Origin of the sequence: Paenibacillus maysiensis (assembly GCF_000520815.1) — a bacterium.
GTDB classification, from domain to species: Bacteria; Bacillota; Bacilli; order Paenibacillales; family Paenibacillaceae; genus Paenibacillus; species Paenibacillus maysiensis.
Genome location: NZ_ASRY01000146.1, coordinates 1 through 14,225, shown reverse-complemented (window position 1 = coordinate 14,225; position 14,225 = coordinate 1). Strand labels below are relative to the sequence as shown.

The 14,225-nt window shown below is 37.0% G+C and carries 7 protein-coding genes; all 7 read left to right on the top strand.

Annotated features, from left to right (window positions below):
• Positions 1-603: hypothetical protein (locus L696_RS0109285; RefSeq protein ID WP_025683403.1), on the top strand; the 603-nt coding region annotated here is incomplete at its 5' end.
• A 42-nt stretch (positions 604-645) separates the two neighbouring features.
• Positions 646-2,160: a Hachiman antiphage defense system protein HamA gene (locus tag L696_RS0109280; protein ID WP_025683402.1), complete on the top strand. Its 1,515-nt coding sequence runs from the start codon at positions 646-648 to the stop codon at positions 2,158-2,160.
• 15 nt (positions 2,161-2,175) lie between these two features.
• The gene (locus L696_RS0109275; RefSeq protein WP_025683401.1) at positions 2,176-4,725 is read left to right on the top strand and encodes a DEAD/DEAH box helicase; all 2,550 of its coding nucleotides are present in this window, start codon (positions 2,176-2,178) and stop codon (positions 4,723-4,725) included.
• A gap of 793 nt (positions 4,726-5,518) precedes the next feature.
• On the top strand, positions 5,519-9,040 hold the full coding sequence (locus L696_RS0109265) for a hypothetical protein (protein ID WP_025683400.1): 3,522 nt from the start codon (positions 5,519-5,521) through the stop codon (positions 9,038-9,040).
• An 86-nt stretch (positions 9,041-9,126) separates the two neighbouring features.
• Positions 9,127-9,315, top strand: coding sequence for a DUF5659 domain-containing protein (locus tag L696_RS0109260; RefSeq protein WP_025683399.1), 189 nt, complete (start codon positions 9,127-9,129; stop codon positions 9,313-9,315).
• Positions 9,316-9,336: 21 nt separating this feature from the next.
• Complete coding sequence (locus L696_RS0109255; RefSeq protein ID WP_025683398.1) at positions 9,337-11,478, top strand: hypothetical protein; 2,142 nt, start codon at positions 9,337-9,339, stop codon at positions 11,476-11,478.
• 399 nt (positions 11,479-11,877) lie between these two features.
• Positions 11,878-14,082, top strand: coding sequence for an ATP-binding protein (locus tag L696_RS0109250; RefSeq protein ID WP_025683397.1), 2,205 nt, complete (start codon positions 11,878-11,880; stop codon positions 14,080-14,082).
• Positions 14,083-14,225: the final 143 nt, after the last annotated feature.

The following is a 14,225-nucleotide window of genomic DNA, read 5'->3' as shown; positions in this document are numbered from 1 at the left end:
CAGCAGGTGTCGCACTTCATATTACAATCCGTCATGTCTAATCTTCAAATGGAGTTGAAAAAGAGGAGAGTTAATGAAGTCTCTTCAATTAAAGAAACTGTAGAAGAGATTGCAAAGAAGCCTTTTGAACCCGATACAGCTGAGGTAAATGGAAGCTCAATTGCATTTATTTTAGAGTTTAGAGGAAAGAGGCTGCTCTTTTTAGGAGATTGCCATCCAAAAGTTGTGGAGTACAATTTAAAAAAATTGTTGGAAGAAACAAAACAAGAAAAAATGTGGTTTGATTTAGTTAAAGTTTCTCACCACGGAAGTAAACATAATACAAGTGTTAGTTTGCTAAAGCTAATAAACTCAGATAAATACATCTTCTCAACGAATGGAAGAGGAAAAAATTTTAGTCATCCTGATATTGAAACTATATACAGGATAATAACAACTGACAATACTCAGAATAAGGAACTCATATTTAATTATAAACCTTTTAAGATACTTAATAAATTTAACGATTCTGGTTTAATGGATCAATTTAGTTATAGTATTCAGTACACGAATGATTTAGCTCAAGCAACAAAAGAGGTCCCAACTATAATAAATGTTCATTAAACGAATCCGAGGAGGAAGTTTCACATAGTTACAGCTGAATATTTGTATCATATTACCGCAAAGGTTACATGTGGGAGTCAAGGGACAGCGTTCTTAATAAATGAAAGTCAAGTAATTACGGCAAGGCATTGTGTCAAAAAAAATATTGAAAATGATGAACCAATTGAACTTGAATTCTATTCCGGAAATGATAGATCTTTTATAAAAAACGCTAAATTAGTTGCTGATTCTATTGAACATGATATTGCTTTGCTTGAAATTGAGGGGAAAGTAGATCATATCAAAGAGTGGCTTTCACTTGACAGTAATAGCTATGAAAGCATAGAAACTGAATGGCAAACTATGGGTTATCCTAGAGAATGGAATATTGAGGAAGAAGGGACTGCATACTGTTATTTAATTGGAAAACTCTATTTAGATAATAGTTTTGATGACTCTGTAACATATGATAAGCAATTAACAAGTAGTTATATTAAAGATGAATGGTCCTATGGTCTTGCTGGGTTATCTGGGGCACCATTGGTCGTTAAAAATAAAGTTATAGGAATTATAATAAAGGAAGAATACAGTGCTATTAAGAGTCAGCTTAAATCAGTTAGCTTTTTTAAGTGTGTAGAATTTCTGGTGCAAAATGGCGTTAAAATTGATTCTTCCATAGCTAATTCAAATAACTTTTTAAAAGAAAGATTGCAGTTGCAAAAAAAAGTTTGCACTGAGCTTTTTAACAAAGTAGATCATTCCTTGCTCAATGACGAAATTGAAATAAATGTTGATTTCTACTATCTAAAATATAATGATATTGGTATTAAAAGAGTGGACGAATTAGCAATGCATTTGGCACAAGTGCTTACTCAATATGCATGTGATTTAAGCGATTTGGCTATCTTTGATTTAAATAAGCACTTAGACATTATAAAGAAAACAAATAGAATAGTTAGCGAAATTAGTAATGGTGGGAAACTTGGATCAATGCTCCTCTGGATGCTAATTGAAGGCATTTTAGAAATGCCTAAAATGTATACAAGAATTAGGAGCAGTAAGTCGAATTCAAAACTAAATTATGTCTCAAATGATGTACATGCTGGGATGAAAGATAGCCAATTAGTTTTATTTACTGGTGGCGGTATTTTAAATGAATGTTTTGAAACAGGTATCTCTACATTAATTCAGGAATTAGAAGCGATCGTAAATTTGAAGGGTGATATCTTTTTTTATGATCAGTACTCATATGATAATTTAAGTCAGGGTCCATTAAAAGAATCAATCGATAATTTTTATGATATTCGAGATTGGAGCCAGGTTGGTGTAGAACTTACAGTTTTTACAGGGTATGATTCTAATCTTCTTGAGATGTTTGAAAAGGATGGAATTACTGGTTCTCGTATTGAAGAGCAATTGAATCATTATTTTATTGAAGAATTGAGCAAAAATCATGAATATATCTGTAAGCAGATACTTAGCACTACTGAAGTCAAAAAAGTTAAAATTAACTGGTTTTTACTTCCGTTTAATAAAATTTCTGATTTTGAAGAGCTTTTTATGTCAAAACTTAGCTAGAACCGAGGTGTAATCATGAGTTTTGAATTTATGATAAGTCAACTTGAATCAAGTGAACAGTTAGATATCTTATTAAAAAAAATTAAGAAGATGGAGATTCAGCTCGACTTTTTCAATAAAACGAGTGAAGACTTAACTGATGATGAAATAAGGATACTGCTAGAATCTGCAAATTTATTGGCTTCCTCAAGTAAAATTAAAAATCAGCAGAATGCGTTAAACATTGCTACAACCTTACCTTTAATAAGTCCTTCAAGTAGTGTTTCAATGGCTTCTCTTTTAATTTTAAGAAAACTTGGGAACTATCCAGGAATGAAATTACTTGAGAATCGCTATGATATGAGTAACTATAAACGTCAATTAAACGGTATGGCATTATTTGAAGCCCATGTACTTGAGTATGCTAATACTAGGAGGTTATCAGGACAAGAGTATCTCTTAACTAATTTTCAAAAAAAAGTTGTTGATATGATTGAAGAGGATGTCGATGGTATTAGCATCTCAGCCCCGACATCAGCGGGGAAATCGTATATATTTTTAAAAGTACTCTTAGATATAATTAGTAAAGAAGAGGGAACTACTGTAATTTACATCGTGCCTACAAGGGCTTTGATCAAACAAGTTATGAACGATTTCCTTGTTAATATATCCGAGCTAGGCTTAAAGAATATATATGTAGGATGTTCATCTGAGACAGAAGTAATTGTAGAATATCCAGAGAGATCAAATATCTTAGTTCTTACTCAAGAGAGGCTATACCAGTTATGCAATAAACAAGATGCAAATAAAATAAAGACGAAGATTATTGTTATTGATGAAGCACACAATATCCAATATGGTGGAAGAGGAGTATTACTTGAAAATGCAATTAAGTTTTCACGTGTGTTGTGGAAAGATTCAAAAATTTTATTCTCAAGTCCTCTGGTTAAAAATCCACAAAAGCTGTTAGAAACTTTTGACTTTGAGAGAGGACTAAAAGAAAAAGACGATTTACCATTGGTGCGACAAAATATTATTATGGTAAGGATGGGGGCTGAAGAATTATTAGTTAGTGCTCTTTATGACGAAAAAGTTGAAGATAATGAAATTAACATTGGTAGAAAATACTATATTAATTCAGGAAATACAGTTTCTAAGATATTAGCTAATTCAGCATTATATCTTTGGAATAATCAGACCTCTATTATTTACGCGAATGAGCCAATGCTTTCCACTGATGTTATTAGAGAATTATTTAATAGTGGAAAGTTCCCTTGTCTAAATGATGAACGATTAGATGAATTTGCAGATTTTATTGAGGAGTATATAACAAAAAGCTATGAACTTGCTAATTTTATCAGAAGGGGTTTAGCATTTCATTTTGGTTCCTTACCTGCAATTATTAGGTCGGGGATTGAAGAGTTATTTAAAGTTGGTGCTTTAAAAATAGTTAGTTGTACATCAACTTTGCTTGAGGGCGTCAACATGCCTGCTAAAAATATTTTTGTCTATAAGCCGCAAAAGGGTCGAAACAAGGCCATAGATAATCTTAGTTTTTGGAATTTGGCTGGGAGGGCTGGACGTATTGGAAATGACTTTGCGGGAAATATCATATGCATTGAATTGGAGAGATGGAGAAGTAATCCAGTCTCAGGGGAAAGATATCAAAAGATTGTGCCTTCTTCTGAAATTAAATTAATTGAGGACAGCGTTAATTTCAAAGAATTCATAGAAACCCAGAATTCTAATCCAGGAAAAGATGATTATAATGAGCAACTCTTTTCTTTAATCATCAAGGAACGTTTACTCGGAAGAAACCTTGAGAACTCTTCCTATAATAAAGAGCACAATGCTAGTACATTAAAAGAAATTGATTCTATTACTAGAATAACAATTGAGGAGTTCAAGCCTCCTAGAGACTTACTCAATAAAAATCCGGGTATTATGCCTAATAGAATTAATGCTTTATGGGATTTTTTTGAGTTAAATAAAAATATTTACGATTTATTTTTACCTGCCTTTCCACTGAATGAGAAAGGATACGATAGTTTTGCGCTAATAGTAAAAATTATTAATCATCTTTTTATTGGGCAATCATGGAGTGATAAACAAGAAAAAAAGATTACTACGGCTGGACATAAATGGATGAGGGGAACCTCTTTAGCGCAATTAATGTTTTTTAATAGAACTGTATTAAGTAGAGAACATAGAGAGATAACAAAGCATGTTAAAAATGAAATTGAATTTATTAATAGAACAATAAGATATCAAATCGTTAAATATACACAAACATATATCGAGGTATTAAAGACTTTTCTTATTAGCATTGGGAAGGCCGAGGAGTCTGAAAAGGTGATAAATATATCAGCTTACTTAGAATATGGTGCATGTACAGCATCTGCCTTGGAATTTATGGCTATAGGTCTTCCGAGAGAAGCAGCAATAAAATTATCTGAAATTATTGGAAACCATGAAAATATTAGCACTGATTATTGTATTGAATGGTTAAAACGATTAGATGTCAATTCCCTTGATTTAGCAAATTATTTAAAAAAGCAGATATATGGAATGCAGATGAAATTTTAAATTTGAAGATAGAATATACTTTATTATTAGAATATCGCTTAAAACAAAAAGCCAAAATTTCAAAAACTTGAAAATTATACCCTTTTGGCTGGGTTCCATTAAGAAAATAAAGGGCATTATATTGGTCACATTATTTCTTCTCAAAGCACCACAGTATACTTGACTGTAGAGAAACTAAACTTATAAAAGCCTTGTTATATATGGCTTTCCTTCGCTCTTTCCCTAACATACAATCCCTCCATCGCTCCACTGGCAGCGATGAGGTCAGAAAAATTGCTTCCTCGCTACTCTAAGTGGGGTAAATAGACAGCGATTTTATATGGCGAGGCGGGCATGATAAGCTGGTTAGCAACGCGAACCCTCATCCTTCGCGACTTTCGCGAGTACTCATGCCCGCAGAGGCTCCATGTCAAATCGCTCTATAAGCTTGTAAAAAGTAACTTTTACCACAATGTATAGCGAAGAGGCCAAAAATTTATTCCCTATGCTTTGTGTTGAAGAAAGCTTAGATTCCATCTTTTTCACACTAATCAAATTGAAGCTCGAGTTTCAAGGCCTAGTAACTGATGCTAGGTCTCTTCTTCATGCCTTTCTGGGTGATATATAATGGCCAGTTAGGATCAGGAGCGAGATAATGATTTAATAATACAGTCTCTTTTCTCGTTCGCCAAAAAACTTTCTTTCACTTTCAAAAGTTTTATTACACTAACTATTCAAATGGGAACGCATATTCGATATAATAAAAACAGAAACGTTTGTTCTGTATTGCGCATTAAATATCGGAGGCTAACAGATGATCAAAAAAAGACAATACCACATATGGCAATATCAACTTGGCGATGTAAGAGAGCAAAATGGCGAATTTTCGCTGGTCTATACTTTAGCAGATGCTAAACAAACAAGTGAAACTTTCTTGTATTACATTTTGTACGAGAAAATAATGAAGAAGAAATTCGATGCTACTCCAGAGTACATAACCAATCAAGATACTACCGATCCAAAATCCAATAACAGCAAGCCGATCAGGAAAAAGAAGAATCTCCTCCCAATCATGACCATCGAAACTGGACGTGGGCGTAGTGAAGAGGACAATGACAAACTCAAACGTTTGCTGGAAAAGGGCTTTACCGCCATCTATACAAAGTCAGACGGTCAAGAGATTGCTCAGCATAACTATGTATTTTTGGATAATGTCCTTTCCGGTGCTCAAAACAAAGAATGTCGTCAGCTATTTGTACTAGAGAAATACGCTGAAGCATTGAAGGAACATGTTTCCCTTGGAACCGAACCGACTAAATGTACTGTATCTAAAAATCTGACGCGAAATGCTTTAATGACGACAGACGTGTATCTCTATCCTGTAGACATGAAGCAATTAACTATCTGCATTCTCCCTGATAAGGAAATACCCGTAACGGAAGATGTAGAGATGATCCTTCCATATGATCGCACACCCGAAGAAGAAGGCAGATATGTTAAGCTTCAAGCCTATGTGGAAGAAGAACAACACTATGAAAAGCAGCGTCAAAAAATCAACAAAAAGGTCAAAGAGCATAAAATTGAGCTTCCTATCGCACCTAACGATAGAGAGCAATACAAAACGACTGGTCGCTGGGAAAAAGAGAATAGTAGACGAGTGACTTTAGAGCACCTTAGTAAACCTGCATGGAAAGTCGAAAAGAAAGATGGCGTTTCGGTTCCCGTATGGACTATCGACCAAACTGAGCCGTATGAGAAAAAAGAACTCCCCATCACACCATGGTCAACGGGGTTGCAATTAGCTGAAGTAAAAAATCATACGGTCATGGAAAATGTATTTGATGGTATGGGTTTGGTCTCAAAAGAGTTAGGACGGCAAATGGAGTGTTTCCTTAAGGTAGACTATACGATTACAGGTTATCAATTACGCTTGCCAGCGATCAAAGGCTTTTTCCCCTGTGTAGATTTTCATGGGTATTTCCGTAAGCATAACGTGAAGCGGATTCAGGATATATTCGGAACATGGCATGATGCAGACAAGATCGATATTTTAACCACCGAGTCTACCTTTAAAGCGAAGCTGCAAGTGATTGGAGAAAAGCCAGACGGTTTAGAGGAGAAAGCTTGGTTATTTCCCTCGATAGCAGCATACCAGTCTAAATTGATCGAGTATGGCTATGATGCGATTGGCATCTCCAATATTGCCAAGCCAGTACATGAACAATACCGAAAATCATCATATCAGTTATTACTGGCACTTGATCTGCAAGCCAGAGATGTCGTTTGCTTATCCCATGTGCAGGGTGATCTCATATATCGGGCATTAAGTATCTATCGCAAAGAGGAGCTGGACTGGGAAAATCTCCGCTATTTGTATGCCTTCCTGCACTTGATTCATCAAGAAAATTCAGATAATGGAATTGGTAAACAATGTAGCGATGCCATTCATGCTCTCCACCTTAATAAAAAATTGGCATTCGATCATAAAGTAAGGCAAACGATCAAGGAAGTAATCGACCATAAAATAGATGAAATGGGCTTGGGAAAATTTTATGTTGAAGCCAAATATCTATATGTAACTCAAGACATTTTAGCGTTTTTGTCTTACGCTGCGGCAGCGGATCATCACACTTGGGAGTACACAGGGTTTCTATCTGCCAAGCAGAGTTACTGTGGCGGTGCGATATTAGGCCAGAATCTATTTGCGAGAAATCCGATCATGTCCTTCAGTGAAATCACGCGAACCACATTTGTGGATTATGAAGGTGAGGATGCTGAGTTTATTCGTCATATCGACAACATTGTGCAGCTTCCTTTAGGGACAGAGCCAGATCGTCTTGGCGGCGCAGACAGGGACGGCGATGAATTACTGATTCTGTCTACACAATTAAACTTGGCAGAGACTCAGATTGAATACCTACAGCAGTACAATTTCAAGGTTAATAACGAGAAAAGTGAACACCACGGTAAAAATCGGCTTGACCTGTTGAATGAGAATATCCAGCAGCATTTTGTGGAACGTTTTCCCGCTCAGGCTAAAGTATCACTGGCAGACTATGTCATCGATTTACTGGTGCAAGTCAACGATGCAGATAAATCCACCGCTCCTTCAGAGGAATGGAACAAGGCAAATGTTATTGATTTTATTATTCGCTCTGAAGATAAAACGGGAGAAATCACCGATATCAATACGACGATTGAAAATATGGCTAATGCGAAGGATAGGTTATTGCAATACAAGTTTCCGATTGCGATCATGAAGCATTTACAAGCCCTATGTATAGATGCTTCCAAATCGGGTCTGTTCGACCAAGTGGTCATTCCAGATGTAATTCAGCATCGGTATGGAACGTTGAAGCCACAATTTACATTTTTCAAAGATGGAAAAAACTACAACAAGGATCGTGAGCACACCTCGGCTTTAGATAAGCTGGCCGAGTCCATGTTTTCGTTTAAGCAATATGTAAATCGAATTATGCTGGAGGATACAGGTCAAAAAATTAGAAAGCATCAGTTTGAGAATATCTATCAGTATTTTCAAAATCCCGACCTGGATATAGTTTGTGTGGATCAAACGATTGATGCGTTAAATGCAACCTATAAAGCGTTCTTGCAAAGAAATAAAGAGCTAACACAAGAGAAGCAAAGTATGAATCCATTCGCATCAGACGAGAAGCAGAAGCGATTGCGAAAAGAAGTGGATGCCAAATTTGCAGAGCTATATCGGGAAACGAAAGCAGCAGCAGAACACATATGCGATTGTCCTTCTCTACTTGCTACGGCTGCTGTGCGGAAGACTTACGTAGACTCCAAAGCGAAAAAATCGAATGAAAATTATTCCTTTTGTTGGGTGGTCGCTAGTGAAGGAATGCTGCAAAATGTACAGCTTCATTATGAGGATAATGATAAAGTATATATCCAGCAGGCAAAAGAGAGCGATGAATATACCTTTGAGTGGCTAGGCCATAACTATACCACGGTGATGAAACAAGAAGCTTACACATTGCAATGGCCCGAAGGCAAAGATATGAGCATTCCTGATAAGTACCTCAAACGACAGGATGCAAAGCTCGATGATCTCATCGACTACAAAATTTCCTTGGTAAGCAGCGAAAAGAGGACATGGAATCCCAAAGAAGTAGCTGAGAAAATAGTGGGTCAGACGTATACCTTGTTTGATGACCGAGGCTGGCTTGGCGTGGCTGAAGGATTGAGCATTGCTCGAAAAGAAGGAGATTCCATCCTCAATGGCTATATGAACAAGTTTATAACCATTAAGCACATTATAAAGACAACGAAAGCTTCCATCACTTGTCTAGCAGACTTCCGAGCTTAACCATGCGGCTTGTCAGCCGGTAGAGAGGGATGTGAGAGGAAGTTTACCTTTCACATTCAAATCATTATTATATGTGGAGGTCAGATATGGAAAGCGATACAATTGTCATTACTCAGTCTCGAATGGCCGGATGGCTGATGTTTAATGGATTCAAGAAAGTAAATGAGCGTTTAGACTTGAAAGATGACAATCGTGTTATTTATATATTTAATAACTCACCGCAACTGCGGAAAACGATGTCACATTATAACCAATTTAAAGCTCGCTTATTGTAATTCAGGCAGGTGATCATAACGATGGAGCAGACAAAGAAAAAACGTATCTATAACGAAGTTATTTACAATAAAGAATTTAAGGATGGGCAACTTTTTCAGCGTTTGTTTAGCGTGATCATTGATTCCTATAAAATTGATGATCTCATTATAAACAACTCAAAAGTAAATGATTTGGCAGCGGAGGTTTCTAATCGCTTCGTTTCCACTTTTCAACATTCATATCAGAAATCCATATCGGACAAGCAACAACAATTTTCACAGGACTGTGCGCGGCTTATCTTTAGCGAATTGAAGCATCCCGATAAAGCTGTAGTCATCCCGGCTAAGGCTGGATTTGGCAAATCGACTTTGATTCGATCCATTGTAGAAACGCTCATTAATAACATCGGTGTATTTCATGAACATGAAAAAGAACTGGATTTGGGCATGATCATCGTCAGTGACCGGATCGAAGACTTGAAAAATATACAATTCAAAATTCGAGAGCAATTTGGTTACTACGACGATTTTAATAAAGTGGATTGGGTATATGTGATGGAAGGCTGGAACAAAGAACATTGTCTGAATGGGATTACCGAATATGTCAAAGGTAGCTGCTCCAGCCGAAATTGTCCCTTTTACCAAGAATGTTGGGTATTTAAACAGCGATTTGATCAGAAGAACAGTCCTATCGTGGCCATGAGCAAGGAGCGATTTTCCCATTATAGAACGGATAAACTGAGTACATTAACGACTTATAATTGTTGGGGAGGAGAACGTTCACGTAACATTATTATGATGGACGAAAAACCAGTCCTAGAAAAACAAGTGAATGTGGATGAGAAGCTCTTGTTAAAACTGTCGAACGCAGTGAATGAGATTCCAATTTTTGATTCCGAAACGACAAATAACAAAATGTATATGAAACATGTTCTGCATCAAGTACAGGGTAGAATACTGGATTTGCAGAATCAGTATAAAGAATATCGCAGTCGAATTATACTTCACAATGAAGACATCTTTGAGGAAAAATTTCTAGAGCTTTTTTACAAATATCTTCAACCCTTTACTGAGGAACTCGCTGCGATTCAACTATTTTTCCAATCAGGAGGATTATTCTGTAATACCTCCAGCTCCATTTATTTCAAAGTGATTTTTCCCAAAGAAGGATTCCACTTGGAACAATTTAGAACATACATTTTTGATGCAACAGGTGAAGGAGACCCTAGCTACACCCCAGAATTCGTTCACTTTAATATCGATGACTATAAAGAATATGATAACGTTACCTTTCATATCATAAACGAAAATATGAGTAGAAGTGCTATTGAAAACTCTAAATCTAAGCTACAAGTAGTGACCAACTGGATTCGAAAAAAGTTCAACGAACCCACGTATGTTGTTTCTTATAAAATGGGTGGAAAAATGAATATCAATAAGCAACTTACCAAACAACTCGAACATCATCCTTATGTTGTCTTGGATCAGGATCAGAATGGAAAAAACGTAGTTCCTTACTTTGGGAATACCAAAGGGAAAAATCTATTTCAGCATTGCCGGAAAATGGTTCAGATTGGCTGGAACCGTTTACCCTCGGATGAAACTGTAGCTGCTTTTCTATATACATTTCTGAATCTGGATCGTTTAGGTCAATTAAATGAAAGCGACATGAATAAGGTACAAAACTATATTCAATTTGATGGAAAAACGAGCCGATTTGGTCATGATAACCTCAACATATTTGAATTACGAAGAATGTTAGTGGATTTGGAACAAGAGGTATTCCGAACCAAAGTGCGAGATTTTAGTTCAGATGAACAGGTTGATATCTACTTATTTGGTGTCGATAACCGCTTGAAAGAAATGATAGGCCAACGATTTAAAGGATGTACATTCAAAGTAGAACAGATTCCAGAATTTGATTTGGAGAAAAATCACCAAAAGGGTGTAGACAAACAAGAAAAACGGCTATACACCTATATTGAAACGTGGGATGGACAATCTATCGCGGTTACAGAAGTACGTAAACAATTGGACATTGCAGATACTTATTGGAGCAGACTGATCAAAAAGGAGAATATTCAACATATGCTCAAGCAGCATAACATCCAAATTTCACGGCTAAAAGGTGGAGGGAGACAACAGTATATACATCGTTCCGGTGAAACTTCTCTTCCATCCTAACTTATACAGTTTTCTATAATAATATATAAGAAACCGTGCAAGTTGAGAATGATAATGAGCCGCAAAGGGGTTGGGTGTGGGAGGGGAAACGGCGGCAAGCGATACTACCGTTTACGAAGCGCAGCGAAGTGGTTTTATCGCCCAGAGTTTCCCCTATCCCACGAGTAGATGAATAATAGTTCCATTAAAACTAATTTTACATAATGATTAGAGAATTTATTAAATAGACTATTTGATGTAGTAGGGTGCTTCGCACAGGGCTTGTCAGCCCGTAGAGAGGTCGTGATGTGAATAACACGGCTAATTCAATAGAGTTATAGATTATCGCTTTAAAATTTTCATGTTTCATATTGAATTTTAATCTTGCTCAAAAAAATCGAAAAGGGAGAGATTTTAAACTTGGATTTGATCACAACTCAGGATTGGACAAAATTTAGAAATTTAGAAACACTGCCACAGAAAGCTGGAGTTAGTCGGGATAAACTTGGACTACTGGTTGCGAAGGAATTGGCAGATAATGCGCTGGATCATTGTGGTAACTGTGAAGTGGGATATGTGGAACCAAATGGAATCTACGTGAAGGATCAGGGTAAGGGGATCAATCCTGAATTATTGGCAGAGTTATTCTCCATTAATCGTCCGTTTCTGTCCAGTAAAATATTACGAATGCCAACTCGGGGTGCATTGGGAAATGGACTTCGTGTTGTATCAGGTGCTGTTATTGCTTCGGGTGGGAGTTTATACGTATCTACACGTGGACAAAGATATCAGATTCATTTCCAAGCCGATGGAACTTCTACGGCTAAGAAAGTAGGCGATTCTCCTCATACGGGAACGAAGATTGAGATTCAATTTGGTCATTCGTTAAAGCCAGACCTACATTGGGCCGAATTAGCCATTCAGTATAATCAGGGTGGAGAGTATAAAGGGAAAACCTCAGGTTATTGGTACACGTCAGAAGCATTTTATGAATTGTGCCAAGGTTATACAGGTAGTGTACGCGAGTTGGTTGCAGAGTTTGATGGTTGCACAGGGACGAAAGCTGGAAAAGTGGCAAGCGACTATAAAAACAAATTGGTTCAATCACTTTCGTTTGATGAAACGGAATCATTGCTTGGTGCGATTCGGAATCACAGTAAACAGGTCAATCGATCTCGTTACAGTAGTATGAATGGAATAACGGGTTATGAATACTACAAGTCCAGCGGTGAATTTACAGTGAAAAGTGGTAGAGGAATATATAACGCCGAAATCCCGTTTACAGTTGAAGCTTGGGTTGATTTCAATAAGTCTTCTGGACTGGATATCCTCGTCAATAAATCTCCAACTACAGGATGGAACCAACTTAGCGTAGATAAAAAATCAGTTACTGTATTTGCAAGTGGCTTCTATGAAAAAATTGCAATAAAACCTTGTCACATTATTCTGAATATCACTACTCCCTATATGCCGATTGTGAGTGATGGTAAAGAGCCTGATCTAAATTGGATGAACAATGAAATTAAAGAAGCTATTCAGAAGGCAGCGAAACGAGCGAAGAAGCATATAAGCAAAACGGACAAGAAGAAGTCACAGAAGGATATCATTCTGACTCATTTGCAAGCAGCCATCGACAAAGCAAGTGGTAACGGTAAGTATCCTTTTAGCTTACGCCAACTGTATTATGCCATACGTCCTTACATCATCTCAGAGTTAGGTCGCCAGCTTGAGTATGGAAATTTTTGTGGAATCATCACCAACTATGAAAATGAATGCGGAGAGATTCCAAATTTATATCGGGATAATCGAGGTGTATTGTATCACCCGCATACAGGTGAGGATATTCCTATCGGTACATTGACGGTTCAAGACTATAGTCGACCGAATTGGACATTTAATAAAATCCTGTATTGCGAAAAGGAAGGTTTATTCCCGCTATTAAAGCAAGCAAAATTCCCTGAACGATATGATTGTGCATTGGTCACATCGAAGGGATATGCCAGCCGAGCCGTTAAGGATTTGCTGGATATGCTGGGGGAAACCGAGGAGGAACTGCAATTCTTCTGTATCCATGATGCAGATGCTGCTGGAACTAAAATCTATGAGACGTTGGTGGAGGAAACGAAAGCTCGCCCAGGTCGAAAAGTACGAGTAATCAATTTGGGACTTGATCCAGAGGAAGCTGTTCATATGGGGCTAGAAGTAGAAAAGTTAGAAAGGAAGAGAGACGAGAAGCCTGTAGCGGGTTATGTAGCTGGCGAATGGAAAGATTGGCTACAAACGAATCGAGTCGAGTTGAATGCCATGGATTCTGAATTATTTGTTTCTTGGCTGGAAGGGAAGATGTCTGAGTATGATAAAGGAAAAGTCATTCCAGATTCATCAACGCTTAAGCTTAGCCTGGAACAAAGTATTCATCAACGTGTCAAGCAAGAAGTAACGAATGAGATTTTACAAAAAGCCCATTTGGAAGAACTTATAGATCAGCGAATGGCTCACCTTTTGCCTGAATTAAATGAACGATACAAGGTATTGGAAGAGGAAGTATATCATGTACTGGACAACCAACGGGAGCAATGTTGGCGAGAGGTCATTAGTAATATAAGCGATCAAATTGAACTGTAGAAGCTAGCTGAGTCACCATTTAAAATTTATAGTTTTTCGAGAAGAAATTTAGCAAGTTAAATGATGATTGAAATATTGAAAATTTAAAAGTACATATCATACACGGGAACTCTGGCTATGAGCTAGGGTTCCTTTTTCATTTG

What these genes read in the sequence shown, in the direction of transcription:
- L696_RS0109255 (WP_025683398.1), top strand. Translation starts at nt 9,337, where the DNA reads ATGGAGCAGACAAAGAAAAAACGTATCTATAACGAAGTTATTTACAAT.
- L696_RS0109260 (WP_025683399.1), top strand. Translation starts at nt 9,127, where the DNA reads ATGGAAAGCGATACAATTGTCATTACTCAGTCTCGAATGGCCGGATGG.
- L696_RS0109275 (WP_025683401.1), top strand. Translation starts at nt 2,176, where the DNA reads ATGAGTTTTGAATTTATGATAAGTCAACTTGAATCAAGTGAACAGTTA.
- L696_RS0109265 (WP_025683400.1), top strand. Translation starts at nt 5,519, where the DNA reads ATGATCAAAAAAAGACAATACCACATATGGCAATATCAACTTGGCGAT.